This window comes from Falsiroseomonas sp., from assembly GCF_041690465.1.
Lineage (GTDB): Bacteria > Pseudomonadota > Alphaproteobacteria > Acetobacterales > Acetobacteraceae > Falsiroseomonas.
Genome location: NZ_JAWLHG010000001.1, coordinates 188,044 through 204,530, shown reverse-complemented (window position 1 = coordinate 204,530; position 16,487 = coordinate 188,044). Strand labels below are relative to the sequence as shown.

Below are 16,487 nucleotides of genomic sequence, written 5' to 3'. Positions count from 1 at the left end.
GGCCCGCCCGGCTCCCCGGGCGGGCCTTCGCCTTTTCGGGACGCCGGGGCGGTTCCCCGTCTCCCCCAACCCGAAGGACCTGCGCATGGGTGGCCTGTTCCGCGCGCCGAAGCCGGTGGTGATCGAAGCGCCGCCCGAACCGGCGCAGGCCGAGAGTATCGCTGCGAGCAGCGCGCAGTCCGAGACGGCGGCCGAGGATGCCGGCCGCCAGGCCCGCCTGCGCGCCGTGGAGCGCGCGCGCCGTGGGCTGACCGGCACCATCGCCACCAGCGCCCGCGGCGTGCTCGATCCGGTGCCGGCCGCGCTGCGGCGCAAGACGCTGCTCGGGGAATGATCGCCATGGGACCCGAGGAGATCCTGGCGCGCCACGCCCGCGCCGCCGCGCGCCGCCGCCCGCTCGAGACGATCTGGCAGGATTGCTACGACCACGCCCTGCCCGCCCCCGGCGCCGCGCCGCTGTTCGACGCAACGGCGGCCGACGCGGCGGAGCAGCTGGCCGCCTCGCTGCTGGCCGAGCTCGCCCCGCCCTGGTCGCGCTGGTTCGGATTGGTGCCTGCGCGCGCCCTGCACGATGAGGCGGAGGCGCAGCTTGCCCGTAGCCTGACCGAGACGGCGGAAACGCTGCAGGGGCATCTCGACCGCTCCAACTTCGCGCTGGAGCTTCACCAGGCCTTCCTCGACCTGGTGGTCGCCGGCACCGGCCTGCTCTCGGTGGAGGAGGCGCCGGCCGGCGAGGCTTCCGCGCTGCGCTTCCGCGCCGTGCCGCTGCGCGAGGCGGTGCTGGAGGAAGGCGCTTCGGGCCGGCTCGACACCGTCTTCCGCAGCCTGCGGCTGACCGAGGACGAGATCCGCCAGCGCTGGCCTGGCGCGCCGCTGCCGCCCACGCGGCGTGGCGACGAGCCGGCGCCGAAGCTGCGCGTGGTGGAAGCGGCCTGGCCCGATCCGCGCACCGGCCACCGCTTCGCCGCGGTGCTCGAGGCCGACAGCGGCCCCCCCGTGCTGCTGGCCGAGGGACGCTTCGCCGAGAGTCCCTTCATCGCCTTCCGCTGGCTGAAGCTGCCCGGCGAGACCTATGGCCGGGGGCCGGTGGCGAAGGCGCTGCCGGATATTCGCACCGCCAACAAGGTGGTGGAGCTGATCTTGAAGAACGCCTCGATCGCGGCGACGGGGATCTGGATGGCCGAGGATGACGGCGTGCTGAACCCGGCGACGATCCGCCTGGTGCCCGGCGCGATCATCCCGAAGGCGGCCGGTTCCTCCGGCCTGACGCCGCTGGCCGCGCCGGGGAACTTCGATGTCTCGCAGCTCGTGCTGCAGGATCTGCGGGCGCGCATCCGGGGTGCGCTGCTCGCCGACCGGATCGCGGCCAGCGAGAAGGCGCCGATGACGGCGACCGAGGTGCTGGAACGCGCTTCCGCCGCGGCACGGCTGCTCGGCGCCACCTACGGCAGGCTGCAGGCCGAGCTGCTGACGCCGCTGATCGCTCGTTGCCTGGCGCTGCTGCGCCGCCGCGGCGAGGTGCCGCCGGTCGAGCTCGGCGGGCGCGAGGTGCGGCTGGTCTATGCCTCGCCGCTGGCGCGGGTGCAGGCGCGGGCGGATGCGGCGGACACGCTGCTGTTCCTGCAGACCGCGGTCGCGCTCGGGCCGGAGGCGAAGGCGACGCTGGATGCCGGCGCCGCCGCCCGCTGGCTGGCCCGCACGCTGGGCGCCCCGCCGGAAATAATCCGGCGAGAACCCACAATGACCACAGAAAACCCCGAACAGGAGTGAGCCCGGCATGACCGAGGATCTTCTCGACGTCACCCCATCGCCCGCGAATGTGGCTGCGCACCAGATGGAGATACCGGAAAAGTTCCGGGATCCCGCAACCGGGGCGCTTCGCGTCGAGGCGCTGCTCAAGTCGTACCTGGAGCTGGAGCGCGCCCTCTCGCGTCGTGCCGCCGCGCCCGGCGCCGATGCGCCGGAGGAGGAGCGCGCGCGCTGGCGTCGCATGCTCGGCGTGCCGGAGACGCCGGACGCCTACGAGATCACGCCGCCGCACGAGATGTGCAGCGCCGACCCCGAGGTGAACCGCCGGCTGCACGAGGCCGGCTTCACCTGCGGCCAGGCGCAGCTGGTCTACGACCTGGCCGCCGAGCGCCTGCTGCCGCTGATCACCGAGGCGGCCGCCGAGTTCGAGGCCGGCAAGCAGCGCGAGAAGCTGAACGCGGAATTCGGCGGAGAGGACCGCTTTCGCCGCCTGGCGCCGCAGATTGCCGCCTGGGGCCGCGCCAACCTCTCCGAGCCGGTCTTCGCGGCGCTGGCCACCACGGCCGAGGGCGTGATGGCGATGTACCGCATGATGGGCGCGAAGGAGCCGCCGCTGTCGCGTGACGCCTCCGCCGAGGCGGCGCCGGACGAGGCGGAACTGCGCAAGATGATGCGCGACCCGCGCTACTGGCGCACCCGCGAGCCGGACTTCGTCAAGCGCGTCACCGACGGCTTCCGCCGGCTGGTGGGCGAGAAATCCTGACCGCTACCGGCCGCCGCCTCCCGATCTCCCGCGGTCGAGGCGCGGCCGGCTGCCGCCGCGTGGCGCTTGGCCTGCGATCGCCCTGCATGTGCACACCGAAGGTGGCCATGCCGGGTCGTGAAGCGACGGTCTGAAGCAGCCCGCGGCGGCGGCGGGGCGGGCGGTGCGGGCATCCCGCGATGCCCCCGTCCGCCCCGCACCCCTCTCCCGCCTTCCGTCCGCACCCAACCCGGCTTGTCCGGGCGTGCGGACGTCCGCGTCGCCGCGCCCGCCCGCATGGTCAACGGGCGCGCCGTCGCACCCCTCAACCCCCTTGATCCAGGAGGGCCGCGATGCCCACCAGCACCCAGATCGACGCCGTCTTCACCAAGCAGTTCCAGGCCGAGGTCCACGAGGCCTACCAGCGCCAGGGCTCCAAGCTGCGCCGCACGGTGCGCAGCAAGACCGGCGTGACCGGCACCAGCACCTTCTTCCCCAAGGTCGGCAAGGGCACTGCCGCGGCGAAGACCCGCCATGGCAGCGTGCCGGTGATGAACCTCGAGCACGCGCAGATCGAGTGCGTGCTGCAGGACTACTATGCCGGCGACTGGGTTGACCGGCTCGACGAACTGAAGACCAACCTCGATGAGCGCGAGGTGATCGCCAATGCCGGCGCCTACGCCCTCGGCCGCAAGACCGACGAGCTGATCATCGCCGCGCTGGATACCGCGACGCGTGAAGCGGTCGGTGTCGCCGCCGGCACCACCGATGCGGACGGCCTGACCAAGGCGAAGGTGCTGCTCGCCTTCGAGATGATGGGCGCGGCCGACGTGCCCGATGACGGCCAGCGCTACGCGGTGGTCGGCTGGAAGCAGTGGAGCGAGCTGCTGGCGATCGACGAGTTCGCGTCCTCCGACTACGTCGGCGCCGACGAGCTGCCCTGGCGCGGCACGCAGGCGAAGCGCTGGCTCGGCGCGATGTGGATGCCGCATTCCGGCCTGACCATGTCGGGCACGCTGCGCTACTGCTACTTCTATCACCGCACCGCGATCGGCCATGCGGCGGCGGCGGAGGTGCAGACCGACGTCACCTGGCATGGCGATCGCGCCGCGCATTTCGTCGCCAACATGATGAGCCAGGGCGCCGTGCTGGTGGACGACACCGGCGTCGTACGCATGCGCGCAAAGGAGTAGGCGCGCCTGCGCGCGATGGAATATCGCGCGCCCATCTCCCTTCCCCGCGCTTGCGGGGGGTCAGGCGCCAAGGGCGCCTGACCGGGGTGGGGGCAACACGCCCATTCACCCGCGCCAACCCTCATCACGCGGAAAGCCCCCGATGTCCCTCACCGCCCTCGCCCTCTGCTCGCGCGCCCTGTTGCGCCTCGGCGCGCAGCCGATCGCCTCGCTCACCGAGGGCACCGCGGAAGCGGAGGCCGCGGCGAACCTCTACCCCGGCATCCGCGACGCGCTGCTCTCCGCGCATCCCTGGTCCTTCGCCACCGGCCAGGCCGTGCTGCCGCGCCTCACCGCCGTGCCGCTTGCCGACTTCGCGCATGCCTTCCAATTGCCGAGCGGCTTCCTGCGCGCGCTCTCCGCCGGCAGTACCGGTCGCGGCCGCGGCATCCCGTACCGGATCAACGAAGGCCGGCTGCACGCGGATGCCGAGCAGGTGACGCTCACCTACCTGTTCCGCCCCGACGAGAGCGCCTTCCCGCCCTTCTTCGCCGCGGCGCTCGTCGCGCGCCTCGCCGCCGAATTCTGCCTGCCGCTCACCGAAAGCGCATCGCGCGCCGAGGTGCTGTTCCGGTTGGCGGAGCAGGATCTGCGGCACGCGCGCCAGGTGGACAGCCAGCAGGACACGCCCCGTGCGATCGAGGGCTTCCCGCTGGTCGATGTCAGGGGCTGAGCGCGATGCCCGCCGCCACCCGCCGCGCCAAGACAAGCTTCGCCGCCGGCGAACTCGCGCCCGAGCTCTACGGCCGCGGCGACCTGCGCGCCTTCGAGAACGGCGCGCGCCGCCTGCGCAACGTGGTGATCCAGCCGACCGGCGGCGTCGCGCGCCGGCCCGGCCTGCGCCACATAGCCATGCTGGATGGTCCTGCGCGGCTGATCCCCTTCGAGTTCAACACCGAGCAGACCTATCTGGTGGTGCTCACCGGCGGGCGGATGCAGGTGTTCCTGCAGGATGCGGAAGTTGCCTCGCTCGCCGCGCCCTGGACGGCGCAGATGCTGCCGCAGATCGCCTTCACGCAGAATGCCGACACGCTGCTGCTGTTCCATCCGGCGATGCCGCCCAAGCGCGTCACGCGCAGCAGCCACACCAGCTGGACGCTCGCCGATTTCGAGTTCACGCACGAGCCGATGGCGCGTTTCACCGTCGCCGGCGCGACCCTGCAGGCGAGCGGCACCACCGGCACCGTCACGCTCTCCGCCTCCACCGAGCTGTTCCTGCCCGGCCATGTCGGCGCACGCTTCACGCTGGCCGGCAAGCGCGTGCGCATCACCGCCATCACCAACGACATCGCCGCGACCGCGCTGGTCGAGGATCCGCTGGACGGCACTGAACCTGTGCTCGACTGGCAGGAAAGCGCCTTCAGTCCGGCGCGCGGCTGGCCGGTGACGGCCTGCTTCCACCAGGCGCGCCTGGTGCTCGGCGGCTCCCGTGATCTGCCGAACCGGCTCTGGCTCTCGCGCACCGGCGACCTCGGCAATTTCGACACCGGCACCGGCCTCGACGACGAGGCCATCGACTTCGCGCTGATGTCGGACCAGGTGAACGCCATCCGCGGCGTCTTCTCCGGCCGGCACCTGCAGGTCTTCACCTCCGGCGCGGAGTGGATGGTCACCGGCGATCCGCTGACGCCGGCTTCCATCCAGCTCAGCCGGCAGACGCGCATCGGCAGCCCGGTGGACCGCATGGTGCCGCCGGTGGATGTCGATGGCTCCACCGTCTTCGTCGCGCGCACCGGCCGCGCAGTGCACGAATTCGCCTACACCGATGTCGGCGATGCCTATCAGGCGAACGACTTGGCGCTGGTCGCGCGGCATCTCGTCGGCACGCCGGTCTCGATGGCGTACGACCAGACGGAGCGGCTGCTGCACCTGGTGATGGTGGATGGCAGCATCGCCACGCTGACGCTCTACCGCGCCGAGCAGGTGATCGCCTGGACGAAGCAGGAGACGCAGGGCGCCTTCCGTGCCGTGGCGGAAACCGATGGCCGCGTCTTCGCGGTGGTGGAGCGGGCCGGCACGCATCGGCTGGAACGCTTCGACGCGGCGCTCGGCCTCGATGCGGCATTGTCCGGCGAAGTGGCGGCACCGCAGGATGAATGGACCGGTCTCGCGCATCTCGAAGCGCAGCAGGTCGGCGTGCTGGCCGATGGCGCGCCGCGTGGCACGCTGCAGGTCGCCGATGCGCGCATCGCGCTCGACCCACCGGCAAGCAGCGTGCAGGCGGGGTTGCCCTTCGCGCATGTGATCGAGCCCCTGCCGCCGCAGCTCTCGATCGGTGCGGGCGCGGGCGCAGCGCCGCTGCGGCTGGTCTCGGCCACGTTCCGCCTGCTGGCGACGCCGGCCTTCTCGGTGGATCTGGGGCGAGGCGTGCAGCCGGTGCCGTTCCGGCGGCTGGACACCGCGCTGCTGGATGCGCCGCCGCTGGCCTTCACCGGCGATGTCACGCTGCGCGCGCTCGGGTGGCGGCGCGATGCGATGGCGCCGCTCTGGCGCGTGGAGGGCGACACGCCGCTGCCGCTCACGCTGCTCTCCGTCACGATTGACATGAGGATGAACGACTGATGGCGCAGCTCGCCCCCATCGCCACGTTGATCGGCACCGGCGCGTCCCTCTACGCGACGGCGCGCCAGGCGCAGACCCAGTCCGCACAGTCGCGCCGCGCGCAGGACGACGCGCGCGCGGCGAACGAGGCGCGGGCGCAGCAGGTGGCTGCGCAACAGGCGGCCGAAGGCCGCGCGCGCGAGGCGCGGCTGGCCGGGACCGTCGCGGCGACGCGCGCGCGGCTGGCCGCCGGCGGCGTCGCGCCCGACGAAGGCTCGGCGGCCGCGTTGACCTCCGGCCTGCAGCGCGACGCCGCCGCGGCGCAGGCGGATTCCGATGCGGTGTTCGCCGCACGGCTCGCCGCCGGCCGGCGCAGCCTGCTGAACGACGACGGCTCGCTCACGCCCTGGCTGCGCGCCGGCGCGAGCTTCGGCAACGCCGTGCGGAGCCTGCTCGATTAGGCGCCCGTCGGGCAGCCATCACGCCGGGCTTCCATCGCGGCTTCGCTGCGGTGGGACCCCGAACAACCCTGCCCGCCGGGCGCAAGGGGGGCTCCGGCCCCCTTCAACCCCCTGACTCCAGGAGCCGCTTTCCCCATGGCCGAGCCCATCAGCATCGGCGATGTCGCGCCGCGCGTGCAGTATGCCGGCAACGGCGCGCGCACCGACTTCGCCTTCCCCTTCCCCATCTTCGACGCCGCCGACCTCGAGATCCGCGTCGGCGGCGTGCTGCTCTCCGGCGGCTTCACGGTCCTCGGCGCGGGTGCGGGCGAGGGCGGGACCGTTGTGCTCGCCACGCCGCCGATGCTCGGCGAGACCGTGACGCTGCGCCGCCGCGTGCGGGTGGAGCGCAACACGCGCTTCCAGGACAACGGCCTGCTGCGCGCCCGCACGCTGAACGACGAGCTGGACCGGGTGGTCGCCGTACTGCAGGAGCAGCGCGACGAGCTCGGTTCTGCACTGCGCCAGGACCCCTCCGAGATCGGCGGACAGCTCGTGCTGCCGATGCGCCAAGCGCGCGCGAACCGGCTGCTCGGCTTCGACTCGAACGGCGATGCGATCGTCTTCCCGCGCGATTCCGGCCTGCTCACCGCGCCCTTTCCCGGCGGCGTGCCGCGCACGGCGGAGGACAAGCTGGCCGAACGGCTCTCGGCGCGAGATTTCGGCGCCATGGGCGACGGCGCGACGGATGACGGCCCGGCGCTGCAGGCCGCGATGAACGCCGCCGCCGCCGCCGGCAAGATGCTGCTGATCGGGGAGGGCACGCATCGCACGACGATTCCGCTGACGCTGCCTGGCGCGGCGGCGGGCGTGGTGATGCGCGGTGCCATCCTCTATGCCGGCCCCGCCGGCCAGGCGGCGCTGACCATCGGCGATGGCGGCACGGCGCGCAACGCGAACAAGATCCTCACCGGCCTCGCGGTGCTGCGCGCCACGCAGTCCGACTGGTCCGACATGTCGGATGTCGGGATCGTGCTGCGCAACCTGGACGCCAGCATGGTCGAGATCCGCGAAGTCGCGGGCTTCACCATCGGCATCCGCACGCTCGGCGACGAACGTGGCTTCGAGGACAGCACGCTGTTGCTCGGCCGCATCATCAACAACCAAATCGGGCTCGACGTGCGGGCCGCGACGGCGGCGGCGTGGAACACATCCGTGCGCTACTATGGCGGGCACTTCGCCGTCGGCAGCACGGTGAACACCACGCTGGACCGCTTCGGCGTGCGGCTTTCGGCAGCACCCGGCGCCTACGTCGCGCACAACCGGCACCTCTTCGACGGACCGAATTTCGAGCTGAATGCCGAAGGCCGCCCGATCGCCGGCATCCCCTTCCTCTGCGAGGTGAACAGCCGCGCCGTGGTGGCTCGCGCCATGCGGATGGAGGGCTGCAGCCCCTTGGTCGCACGCCACACGGCCGCCGCGCAGGACCACCTCTACGAGGTCGCCTGGGCGAGCCAGGGCTATCAGGTGCAAATCGAGCACACCGGCACCGCGACGCGGCTCGGCGGTGCGGTGCGCGCGCTGCACCAGGCGACGCCGCATCTCGAAGCCTCGCGCGAGCTTGTCGCGGTGCCGAGCCTGCGCAGCGCTGCGATCCGCTGGAATGCGACGGAGACCGGCTTCGAGAAGCTCGCCTGCCTGTCCTCCAGCGTCGGCGGCAGCCCCGCCACGCTGGCGGGTCTCGTCTTCCCCGGGCTCGACAACTTCACCTTGAACGACCGCGGCGCGGTGCTTGGCGGTGGGCGCGGCCTCGGCTTCGTGGTGGATGCACGGCAGTGCAAGGATTTCGCGCTGGCGGTGGATGCCGACACGCCGCGTCTGGTGGTGATGACCTTCGACGCGAACATGAACCTGCTGACCGACAGCGCCGGCCCGCTGGTGCTCGCCTCCGGCCAGCCGGTCGTGTGGAACGGCACGGCGCGCTGGTGGCAGGGCACCGCGGACATGCAGGATGCGACGCTCACCCGGCTGCAGGCCGTGCGGCTCGCGCCGCAGGTCGGCTTCGCGGTGATCGGCCTGGCGCGCATCGCACAGGATTACGAGGTGCGCGCGATGCGCCTGCTCTGCGATCCGCGGCACGCGCCGCCGGTGCTCTACGGCCTGCCGGATCTGCGCCACGGCGCGCGCGAGCTGGTGGCCGAGCTCGCCTGGGACCCGGCCTCGGTCGTCGCCGGCGGCACTGCGACCACCACGGTCGCCGTGCCCGGCGCGCGGCCCGGCGATTTCGTGCAGGCCGCCTTCTCCACCGCCACCATCCTGCCGTTCATGGCGCAGGTCAGCGCGCAGGACACGGTGACGGTCATCGTCTGGAACCGCACGGCCGGCGCGGTGGATGTGCCCGCCGGCACGCTGCGGGTGCGGGTGGTGAAGGCATGAAGCGGAGCCGCAAGGGGGCGGCACCGCAGGCAGCCGTCACGAAGGAGCTGTTCGACCTGGCGAGGCAGAAGCTGGAGGAGGATTACCTGGGCTTCGTCTCCGACACCGCGACCGAGGATCCCAAGCGCTTCATCGCGCGCAACGCCGCCGCACGCGATGCGCTCGATCACCTCGCGCAGCTTGCCGCCCAGGCGGCGCCGGCCGAGGAGGCCGAGGCACCGGCAGAGCCGACGCTGCAGCAGCTCATCGAGGCGGCGCGCATCGGCCTTGGTGAGAACAAAACGTGATCGAAGCGCAGGCTGCCGAAAGACCTGCCGATCTCCTCGAATTCGCCTGGATCTGGAACCAGCGCGCCCATCTCGGCACGCCGGGCCTGCACCGCCGCGTGCTGCGCTGGTTGCAGCAGGCGCCTGCTTCCGGCGACCACCGGCTGCTGCTGATGGCCTTCCGCGGCGCCGGCAAGTCCACCCTGGTCGGCCTGTTCTGCGCCTGGCGGCTCTACCGGGAGCCGGACACGCGCATCCTGGTGCTGGCCGCGGACCATGCGCTGGCCACGCGCATGGTGGCGACCGTGCGCCGCATCCTGGCGCGCCATCCGCTCTGCGGCGCCCTGCTGCCGGAACGCGCCGAGGGAAGCTGGGCGTCGGACCGTTTCACCGTGGCGCGGCCGGCAGTGCTGCGCGATGCCTCCATGCTGGCGGCGGGCATCGGCGGCAACATCACCGGCGCGCGCGCCGAGCTGATCATCTGCGACGATGTCGAGGTGGCGGGCAATTGCGACACGCCCGCCAAGCGCGCCGAGCTGCGCGAGCGCCTGACGGAAGCCGAGTTCGTGCTGACGCCCGGCGGCACCATGCTGTTCGTCGGCACGCCGCACTGCGCGGAGACGCTCTATGCCGACGGCCAGGATGGCTTCCTCGCCGGCTATCGCCGCCTGGTGCTGCCGCTGCTCGATGCGGACGGCCGCAGCACCTGGCCGGAGCGCTTTCCGGAAGACGCGGTGGCGAAGCTGCGCAACCGCGTCGGCCCCCTCGCCTTCCGTCGCCAGATGCTGCTGGAGGCGGTGGCGGAGGAAGCCGCGCGGCTCGATCCCGCGCTGATCGCCCGCTACGCCGCCGAGCCCGATTACCGCGAGGCGAATGGCCGCGGCGTGCTGACGCTGATGGGCACGCGGCTGGTTTCGGGCGGCGGCTGGTGGGATCCCGCCTTCGGTCGGCCCGGCCAGGGCGATTCCAGCGTCGTCGCCGCCACCTTCGCCGATGGCGAGGGGCGCCACTACCTGCACCGCCTCGCCTATGTCACGCACGATCCCGGCGCGGCGGAGGATCCGGCGACGCAGCAATGCCGTACCGTCGCCGCCATTGCGCGCGACCTGCTGCTGCCGGTGCTGCGTGTCGAGACCAACGGCATCGGCGGCTTCCTGCCCGGCCTGCTGCGGCAGGAGATCCAGCGCACCGGCATCGCCTGCGCGGTGAAGGAGGTGACGAGCCGGGTGCCGAAGGTGCAACGCATCCTCGGCGCGCTGGACCCCGTGCTCGCCGCGCGTCGCCTCTCCGCGCATGAGAGCGTGTTCCGCACGCCCTTCCCGCGCGAGATGGCGGCCTGGCGGCCGGAGGCGGCCGGGGCGCGCGACGATGCGCTGGATGCGGTGGCCGGCTGCCTGGCTGCCGAGCCGGTGCGCCTGCCGCTGCTGCCGCCGCGCGCGAACCTGCCGAGCTGGCGCGGCGGCTGAGCTACCCCGCCTTCCGCTTCAGGATTTCGCTGTCGTGCCGACGCCGCCCGGCTGCGGTGATCTCGAACCTGCCATCGCCGCGCTGCCGGGCGAGGCCCATGCCGGAGAGGCGCTCCAGGCAGGGCCCGTCCTTCAGCCCCGACGGTCGGCCGCCCGCATCCACCAGCGTCAGCCGGTGGAGCGCGGAGCGGCAGCAGGTCTCGAGATAGGGCTCGTTCCACATGGTCCCGGCGTCGCAATGGGGTGACGCAAGGGTGGTTCCGCTGCGATGCCGCTTCAAGGCGCGGCATCCATTCCAGGAGTGATATGCGATGCTGCCTGAGATTCCACCCCCGCTGGCGGCCGCGCTGGCGGACGCGCCCTTCGCGCTGACGCTGCTGTGGATGATCATGCTGCTGCGCCGCGATCTCGCGACGGCGCGCAACGAGTTGCCGCCGGTGGTCCGCCCCGCCGCGCCCCCCGCGCCGGTGCACGAGATCGCCCGCGACGAGCTGGTGGCCTTCAAGCTGGAGGTCGCGCGCACCTACGTGCCGCTCTCGCTGATCCGCGATCTCGACACGCGGCTGACCAAGCAGCTCGGCCGGCTCGAGGAGAAGCTGGACGAGGTGAGCCGCGCTGCCACCGCGGCGGCCGCGGTTTCCGGCCAGGCGGTGCCGCCGCGCCGCATCGGCTTCGGCCTGCGCGCGGGAGACGAGGCATGAGCGCCACCCTTGATGCCGCCATGCCGCACGCCGCAGGCGCAAGTCAGTCGCGCGCCGCAGGCGCGACGGAGGTGCTGGCGCTCACCCTCTGGGGCGAGGCCGATGGCCGCCCGGTGCGTGCCGCCGAAGGGGTGGCGAGCGTGGTGATGACGCGGGTGCGCCTGGCGGCCGCGCCGGGCGGGCCGGCCCATCTCGGCCGCGGCGTGGTGGGCGTGTGCCGGGCGCCCTTCCAGTTCGCCTGCTGGATGCCCGGCCATCCGCGCCGCAATGCGCTGGCGGAGCTGCCGCCGGACGCCGATCTCGGCGCCTGCCGCCGCATCGCCGCCCGCGCGCTGGCCGGCGCGCTGCCGGACCCCACCGGGGGCGCGACGCATTTCCACGCGGCGGATGCGCTGCCGCGCTGGGCGCTCGGCCTGACGCCGACGGCCGAGCTCGGCGGGCTTGTGTTCTACCGGCTGATCGCGTGAATGCGTCCGGCATGGACGCGAGCATTTACACACTCATCCGCGGCGCCGACTGGCGCGAGGCCGAGCGCCGCGGCGAATACACCGGCAGCGCCGACGATGCCCGCGACGGCTTCCTGCATTTCTCCACCGCCGCGCAGGTGAAGGAAAGCGCCGCGAAGCACCGCCGCGGCGAGCCCGATCTGTGGCTGGTGGAGGCCGACAGCGCGCGCCTCGGCGCGGCGCTGAGATGGGAGCAGGCCTCGGGCGGCAAGCGGCCCGGGCTGTTCCCGCATCTCTACGGGCCGCTGCCGCTTTCCGCCGTGCTCTCGGCGACGCGGCTGCCGCTGCGCGCGGACGGGTCGCACGACTTCCCGCCGGGCTTCTGAGCGCTCCGCTCGCTCATCACGCAGGCCACCACCACCACCGCGGCACCGGCCAGCATCGTCCAGCCGGGCAGGGTGCCGAACAGCAGCAGGTCGAAGCTCACGCTCCACACCAGGCCGGAATAGCCGAAGGGCGCCAGCCGCGCGGCGGAGGCGTGGCGGAAGGCCTCGGCGAGGCAGGCGGTGGCGGCGCCGACGATCACGCCATTCGCCAGCATCAGCGCCAGCGCCGGCGCATCCGGCGTGCGCCAATGCAGAAGGCCCGGCGGCAGCATCACGAGGAAGCCGAGCAGGGCCGGCCAGAACAGTACCCGCGCCATGCCCGCCTCGTGCCGCAGGCGCCGGTTCAGCACGAAGACCAGCGAGTAGCAGAGCGTGCCGCAGAGCGCCCAGAGATAGCCGACCGCCGCCCCGCTCAGCCCTGCCGCAAGCCCCGGCGCCAGCCCGATCGCCACGCCGGCGAAGCCCAGCACCGCCCATCCCCAGGCGGACCGCCGCGGCGTCTCGCCCAGCGCCAGCGCGGCGAGGCCGAGCACGAAGAAGGGCGAGGTGAAGAACACGAGGTAGCCCTCCACCAGCGGCAGGTGGGTGAAGGTCAGGAAGAAGAAGGTTGCGCTGCCGAGCATGGCGCAGGCCCGCGCCAGGTGGATGCGCGGATGCCGCGTGGTGAGCACACCGCCCCAGCCCGGCCGGACCGCGCGCAGCGCCAGCACCACGGCGAGGATGGTCGCGAAGCGCACCAGCAGCACCTGCCAGACCAGGTGCTCCGCCGAGAGCAGCTTGCTGATCGCATCCAGCAACCCGAACAGGCCGATGCCGGCCAGCATGTAGGCGGGGCCCTTCATTCCGCGCTGGCCTGCGGCCATTCGCGGTTTTCGGGGACGGCGAGTGGCGCGGTTGCATGCATGACCGCCCTTGAACTAGCATCAAGCCACGCCAGCTGACAGGGGTGAGGACGCCACATGTCTGACACGCCCATGACGAACCGGCATTCCGCGGCCGCCCCCCGTCAACGCTCCGCCGATCACGCCGGGGCGGACCTGGTCGCGGTGAAGGCCATGCAGCGGGTCTTCGCGGCGTGGCGGATCACCACCGCCGAAGCGGCCCGCCTGGTCGGCGTGTCCGAGCGCACCTGGAGCCGGATGCGCAGCGCTGCCTGGAGCGGCTCGCTCGATGACGACCAGCTCGACCGTGCCAGTGCGCTGATCGGGATCTACAAGGCCCTCCATCTCTACTTCGGGGAGGAACTCGCCGACCGCTGGGTCCGGATGCCGAACCGAGGGCCCCTGTTCGGCGGCGCCGCGCCGGCAGCCTACATGCAGGCGGGTGGCCTGCCGGCGATCCTCGCCACGCGCGACTACCTGGACGCGCTCCGCGGCGGCCTGTGATGGCCCCGCCCTGTCGCGAGGCGGCATGAAGCTGCCGCTGTGCGAGATCGCGCAGCAGCGCACCGTCCGCCTGATCCCGACCGCGCACTACAAGCCGCCGGTGCTTCGCGCCCTCGTGGACAGCGACGCGGAACTCGCCGTGATCGAGGCGCTGGAGGGGCGCACGAGCAGGCGGCTCGCCCGGCCGGTCATTGCGGCGGACATGGACCGCTGGGGCCATACCTACATCGCGGCGGCCTTCACCTACACGCGCAAGGGCGGCAGCCGCTTCAATGGCGAAGCGCGCGGCGCCTGGTACGCCGGGTTCGACGACCGCACCGCGCTCTGCGAGGTGTGCTTCCACAGGACACGCGAACTCGGCTTCATCGGCCATTACCATGACGATGTGCAGTACCGCGCGCTGCATGCCTCCTTCATCGGCCGCTTCCATGACCTGCGCGGCGCCGAGCCGGCGCCCGATTGCCTGCACCCCGATCCGCTGACGGGCTATCCCGCCGGGCAGGCGCTGGCCGGCACGCTCGTCGCGGGCGGCTCGCGGGGCCTGGTGTATCCCTCGGTGCGGCATCCCGGCGGGACCTGCCTCGTCGCCTTCCAGCCGAATGTGGTGCAGGACGTCGCACCTGGCGCATGCTGGCGCATCGTCTGGGACGGCAGCCAGAATTGGACGGCGACCGCGGCCTGACCCGGCTTCCCTTGCCGCCCCGTCCGGGGCACACACCTCACCCGACGATGACCCCCCGCCTCGCCTCCATCCTCATGCCGCTGATGCGCGGCGTGGATCCCGAACGCGCGCATGACCTGGCGCTGCGCGCGCTGCGCTTCGGCCTGGCCGGGCGCGATACCTCGGCCGACGACCCGATCCTCGCCACGCGCATGTTCGGCTGCGAGTTCCGCAATCCGATCGGGCTGGCCGCGGGCTTCGACAAATCCGCCATTGCCATCGGCCCGCTGATGCGGCTCGGCTTCGGTTTCGTGGAGGCCGGCTCGGTCACGCCGAAGCCGCAGATCGGCAACCCGAAGCCGCGGCTGTTCCGCCTGGTCGAGGACCGCGCGGTGATCAACCGCATGGGCATGAACAATGCGGGCATTGCCGTCGTGCGCGCCCGGTTGGCCGCGCTGCCGCAGCCCCGCCCGGCGGTGCTCGGCGCCAACATCGCCATCAACAAGGAAGGGGCCGCGCCGCTGCGCGACTACCCGGCGCTGTACGAGGCGGTGGCGCCGCTGGCGGACTATGTCGCCGTCAACGTCTCCTCTCCCAACACGCCGGGGCTCAGGGATCTCCAGGGCGAGCGGCAACTGAAGGAAATCCTCGCCGCGCTGGCCGCTACCCGCGCTGCGCTGCCCGGCCGGCGCCCGCCGATCCTGGTGAAGATCGCGCCCGACCTCTCCCCCGCCGCGCTGGAGCCGCTGGTGGAGAGCGTCGTTGCGCATGGCATGGACGGGCTGATCGTCTCCAACACCACCATCGCGCGGCCGGGTCTGCGCAGCGCGCATCGCAACCAGGCCGGCGGCCTCTCCGGCCCGCCGCTGCGCGCCGCCGCGACCGAGATGCTGCGCCGCGTGGCGCGCCTCGCGCACGGGCACAATCTGACGCTGATCGGCTGCGGCGGCGTATCCAACGGTGCCGATGCGCTGGAAAAGATCCGCGCCGGCGCCTCGCTGGTGCAACTCTACGCCGCCTTCGCCTATGAGGGCCCGGCGCTGATCCCGCGCATCAAGCGCGACCTCGCCGCGCTGCTGCGCCGCGACGGCTTTCGGAGCGTCGGCGACGCAGTGGGGGCGGACATCGCATGAAGATTCTCGACGGCATCGCGCCGCTGGCGGAGCGGTACGACGGCTTCGTGCTCGACCTCTGGGGCGTGGTGCACAACGGGCGCGAGCCCTATCCGGGCGTCGCCGCGGCGCTTGGAGAGCTGAAGCGGCGCGGCAAGCGCATCGCCTTCCTCTCCAACGCGCCCCGGCGCTCCCATGTCGTCGAGACGCTGCTGACCGGCATGGGCCTCGACCGCGCGCTCTGGGACGCGACCATCACCAGCGGCGAGCTCGCCTGGCGCCTGCTCGGCGAGGCGCATGGCTACGGGCGACGCGCGCTGCATATCGGGCCGGAGCGCGATCTTTCGGTGGTGGAAAGCCGCGAGATTGCGCTGGTTGCCGATCCGGCTGGCGCCGAGTGGGTGCTGAACACCGGCCCCGATCCCGAACGCGGCAACGGCGCTGTCGAGCCCTATCGCCCGATGCTGGAAGCCTGCGCCGCGCGCGGGCTGCCGATGCTCTGCGTCAACCCGGACCGGCATGTGATGGTGGGCGAGAGCCGCGTGATCTGCGCCGGCGCGCTGGCCGACCTCTATCTGACGCTCGGCGGCCCGGTGGCGCGCGAGATCGGCAAGCCGGACGCGGCGGTCTATGCGCCGGTGCTCGAGGCGCTCGGCATCGCCGATCGTGCCCGCGTGGTGGCGATCGGCGACAGCCCGCACACCGACCTGGCCGGCGCGCAGGCGGCGGGGCTTGATGCGGTCTGGGCGCTCACCGGGCTGGCCGCCCACGCGCATGGCGCGACCCCCGATCCGGCGCAGCTCGCGAAGGTTGCGGAAGCGGAAGGCGTGCGCCCCATCGCCGCGCTTGCCGGGTTGCGCTGGTAGCCGGCGGCGGCCGCCGACCCACGATTTCAGCCATCTGTCATTATGTCGTTATTGATTT

Annotated in this window: 19 protein-coding genes; 17 read left to right on the top strand and 2 right to left on the bottom strand. The window is 72.6% G+C overall.

Annotated elements, in window-relative coordinates; all coding sequences use genetic code 11:
- Positions 1–85 precede the first annotated feature (85 nt).
- From ACESM1_RS00980 to terL, 10 genes are all read left to right on the top strand, one after another.
- Positions 86–334 (top strand): hypothetical protein, encoded by a 249-nt coding sequence (locus ACESM1_RS00980; protein WP_372616892.1) that lies wholly within the window; start codon positions 86–88, stop codon positions 332–334.
- 5 nt (positions 335–339) lie between these two features.
- Positions 340–1,770 carry a portal protein gene (locus ACESM1_RS00975; RefSeq protein WP_372616890.1) on the top strand — a complete coding sequence of 477 codons (1,431 nt, stop codon included), beginning with the start codon at positions 340–342 and terminating at the stop codon, positions 1,768–1,770.
- Between the two features lie 7 nt (positions 1,771–1,777).
- Positions 1,778–2,512 carry a capsid assembly protein gene (locus tag ACESM1_RS00970; RefSeq protein ID WP_372616888.1) on the top strand — a complete coding sequence of 245 codons (735 nt, stop codon included), beginning with the start codon at positions 1,778–1,780 and terminating at the stop codon, positions 2,510–2,512.
- Positions 2,513–2,844: 332 nt separating this feature from the next.
- Positions 2,845–3,684 carry a phage capsid protein gene (locus tag ACESM1_RS00965; protein WP_372616886.1) on the top strand — a complete coding sequence of 280 codons (840 nt, stop codon included), beginning with the start codon at positions 2,845–2,847 and terminating at the stop codon, positions 3,682–3,684.
- Between the two features lie 142 nt (positions 3,685–3,826).
- The gene (locus tag ACESM1_RS00960; RefSeq protein WP_372616885.1) at positions 3,827–4,396 is read left to right on the top strand and encodes a hypothetical protein; all 570 of its coding nucleotides are present in this window, start codon (positions 3,827–3,829) and stop codon (positions 4,394–4,396) included.
- A gap of 5 nt (positions 4,397–4,401) precedes the next feature.
- A complete protein-coding gene (locus ACESM1_RS00955; RefSeq protein WP_372616883.1) occupies positions 4,402–6,285 on the top strand; it encodes a hypothetical protein in 1,884 nt (627 codons plus the stop codon).
- Positions 6,285–6,725 carry a hypothetical protein gene (locus ACESM1_RS00950; protein ID WP_372616881.1) on the top strand — a complete coding sequence of 147 codons (441 nt, stop codon included), beginning with the start codon at positions 6,285–6,287 and terminating at the stop codon, positions 6,723–6,725. The genes ACESM1_RS00955 and ACESM1_RS00950 overlap by 1 nt, the downstream gene beginning before the upstream one ends.
- Positions 6,726–6,860: 135 nt before the next feature.
- The gene (locus tag ACESM1_RS00945) at positions 6,861–9,140 is read left to right on the top strand and encodes a phage tail fiber protein (protein ID WP_372616880.1); all 2,280 of its coding nucleotides are present in this window, start codon (positions 6,861–6,863) and stop codon (positions 9,138–9,140) included.
- Entirely contained in the window at positions 9,137–9,427 is a 291-nt protein-coding gene (locus ACESM1_RS00940; protein WP_372616878.1) for a hypothetical protein, read from the top strand. Before ACESM1_RS00945 ends, ACESM1_RS00940 begins: the two co-directional genes overlap by 4 nt.
- Positions 9,424–10,872 (top strand): phage terminase large subunit, encoded by a 1,449-nt coding sequence (gene terL / locus ACESM1_RS00935; protein WP_372616876.1) that lies wholly within the window; start codon positions 9,424–9,426, stop codon positions 10,870–10,872. Before ACESM1_RS00940 ends, terL begins: the two co-directional genes overlap by 4 nt.
- Position 10,873: 1 nt before the next feature.
- On the opposite strand, the gene ACESM1_RS00930 is transcribed toward terL, so the two are convergent.
- The gene (locus tag ACESM1_RS00930; RefSeq protein ID WP_372616874.1) at positions 10,874–11,095 is read right to left on the bottom strand and encodes a hypothetical protein; all 222 of its coding nucleotides are present in this window, start codon (positions 11,093–11,095) and stop codon (positions 10,874–10,876) included.
- 88 nt (positions 11,096–11,183) lie between these two features.
- Between ACESM1_RS00930 and ACESM1_RS00925 the strand changes: the two genes are divergently transcribed.
- From ACESM1_RS00925 to ACESM1_RS00915, 3 genes are read left to right on the top strand one after another with little or no spacing between them, the layout of a single operon-like run.
- Positions 11,184–11,573: a hypothetical protein gene (locus ACESM1_RS00925; protein ID WP_372616873.1), complete on the top strand. Its 390-nt coding sequence runs from the start codon at positions 11,184–11,186 to the stop codon at positions 11,571–11,573.
- A complete protein-coding gene (locus ACESM1_RS00920) occupies positions 11,570–12,040 on the top strand; it encodes a cell wall hydrolase (RefSeq protein WP_372616871.1) in 471 nt (156 codons plus the stop codon). The genes ACESM1_RS00925 and ACESM1_RS00920 overlap by 4 nt, the downstream gene beginning before the upstream one ends.
- Before the next feature lie 11 nt (positions 12,041–12,051).
- Complete coding sequence (locus ACESM1_RS00915) at positions 12,052–12,405, top strand: DUF952 domain-containing protein (RefSeq protein WP_372616869.1); 354 nt, start codon at positions 12,052–12,054, stop codon at positions 12,403–12,405.
- Here the strand turns inward: ACESM1_RS00915 and ACESM1_RS00910 are convergent.
- A complete protein-coding gene (locus ACESM1_RS00910; protein ID WP_372616867.1) occupies positions 12,315–13,247 on the bottom strand; it encodes a DMT family transporter in 933 nt (310 codons plus the stop codon). The genes ACESM1_RS00915 and ACESM1_RS00910 overlap by 91 nt on opposite strands.
- 117 nt (positions 13,248–13,364) lie before the next feature.
- Between ACESM1_RS00910 and ACESM1_RS00905 the strand changes: the two genes are divergently transcribed.
- The 4 genes from ACESM1_RS00905 to ACESM1_RS00890 are packed head-to-tail and all read left to right on the top strand — an operon-like array spanning position 13,365 to position 16,429.
- Positions 13,365–13,790, top strand: coding sequence for an antitoxin Xre-like helix-turn-helix domain-containing protein (locus ACESM1_RS00905; protein WP_372616865.1), 426 nt, complete (start codon positions 13,365–13,367; stop codon positions 13,788–13,790).
- A 25-nt stretch (positions 13,791–13,815) separates the two neighbouring features.
- Positions 13,816–14,472, top strand: a complete 657-nt coding sequence (locus tag ACESM1_RS00900) for an RES family NAD+ phosphorylase (protein ID WP_372616864.1) — start codon at positions 13,816–13,818, stop codon at positions 14,470–14,472.
- 47 nt (positions 14,473–14,519) lie between these two features.
- Positions 14,520–15,584, top strand: coding sequence for a quinone-dependent dihydroorotate dehydrogenase (locus ACESM1_RS00895; protein ID WP_372616862.1), 1,065 nt, complete (start codon positions 14,520–14,522; stop codon positions 15,582–15,584).
- A complete protein-coding gene (locus ACESM1_RS00890; protein WP_372616861.1) occupies positions 15,581–16,429 on the top strand; it encodes a TIGR01459 family HAD-type hydrolase in 849 nt (282 codons plus the stop codon). The genes ACESM1_RS00895 and ACESM1_RS00890 overlap by 4 nt, the downstream gene beginning before the upstream one ends.
- The last annotated feature ends 58 nt before the right edge of the window (positions 16,430–16,487 follow it).

Excerpts from the sequence above, each read along its gene's own strand:
- ACESM1_RS00890 (WP_372616861.1), top strand. The coding sequence starts at position 15,581 with ATGAAGATTCTCGACGGCATCGCGCCGCTGGCGGAGCGGTACGACGGC.
- ACESM1_RS00950 (WP_372616881.1), top strand. The coding sequence starts at position 6,285 with ATGGCGCAGCTCGCCCCCATCGCCACGTTGATCGGCACCGGCGCGTCC.
- ACESM1_RS00915 (WP_372616869.1), top strand. The coding sequence starts at position 12,052 with ATGGACGCGAGCATTTACACACTCATCCGCGGCGCCGACTGGCGCGAG.
- ACESM1_RS00925 (WP_372616873.1), top strand. The coding sequence starts at position 11,184 with ATGCTGCCTGAGATTCCACCCCCGCTGGCGGCCGCGCTGGCGGACGCG.
- ACESM1_RS00970 (WP_372616888.1), top strand. The coding sequence starts at position 1,778 with ATGACCGAGGATCTTCTCGACGTCACCCCATCGCCCGCGAATGTGGCT.
- ACESM1_RS00900 (WP_372616864.1), top strand. The coding sequence starts at position 13,816 with ATGAAGCTGCCGCTGTGCGAGATCGCGCAGCAGCGCACCGTCCGCCTG.
- ACESM1_RS00965 (WP_372616886.1), top strand. The coding sequence starts at position 2,845 with ATGCCCACCAGCACCCAGATCGACGCCGTCTTCACCAAGCAGTTCCAG.
- ACESM1_RS00895 (WP_372616862.1), top strand. The coding sequence starts at position 14,520 with ATGACCCCCCGCCTCGCCTCCATCCTCATGCCGCTGATGCGCGGCGTG.
- ACESM1_RS00940 (WP_372616878.1), top strand. The coding sequence starts at position 9,137 with ATGAAGCGGAGCCGCAAGGGGGCGGCACCGCAGGCAGCCGTCACGAAG.
- ACESM1_RS00960 (WP_372616885.1), top strand. The coding sequence starts at position 3,827 with ATGTCCCTCACCGCCCTCGCCCTCTGCTCGCGCGCCCTGTTGCGCCTC.
- ACESM1_RS00920 (WP_372616871.1), top strand. The coding sequence starts at position 11,570 with ATGAGCGCCACCCTTGATGCCGCCATGCCGCACGCCGCAGGCGCAAGT.
- ACESM1_RS00945 (WP_372616880.1), top strand. The coding sequence starts at position 6,861 with ATGGCCGAGCCCATCAGCATCGGCGATGTCGCGCCGCGCGTGCAGTAT.
- ACESM1_RS00955 (WP_372616883.1), top strand. The coding sequence starts at position 4,402 with ATGCCCGCCGCCACCCGCCGCGCCAAGACAAGCTTCGCCGCCGGCGAA.
- ACESM1_RS00905 (WP_372616865.1), top strand. The coding sequence starts at position 13,365 with ATGTCTGACACGCCCATGACGAACCGGCATTCCGCGGCCGCCCCCCGT.
- ACESM1_RS00980 (WP_372616892.1), top strand. The coding sequence starts at position 86 with ATGGGTGGCCTGTTCCGCGCGCCGAAGCCGGTGGTGATCGAAGCGCCG.
- ACESM1_RS00910 (WP_372616867.1), bottom strand. The coding sequence starts at position 13,247 with ATGAAGGGCCCCGCCTACATGCTGGCCGGCATCGGCCTGTTCGGGTTG.
- ACESM1_RS00930 (WP_372616874.1), bottom strand. The coding sequence starts at position 11,095 with ATGTGGAACGAGCCCTATCTCGAGACCTGCTGCCGCTCCGCGCTCCAC.
- ACESM1_RS00975 (WP_372616890.1), top strand. The coding sequence starts at position 340 with ATGGGACCCGAGGAGATCCTGGCGCGCCACGCCCGCGCCGCCGCGCGC.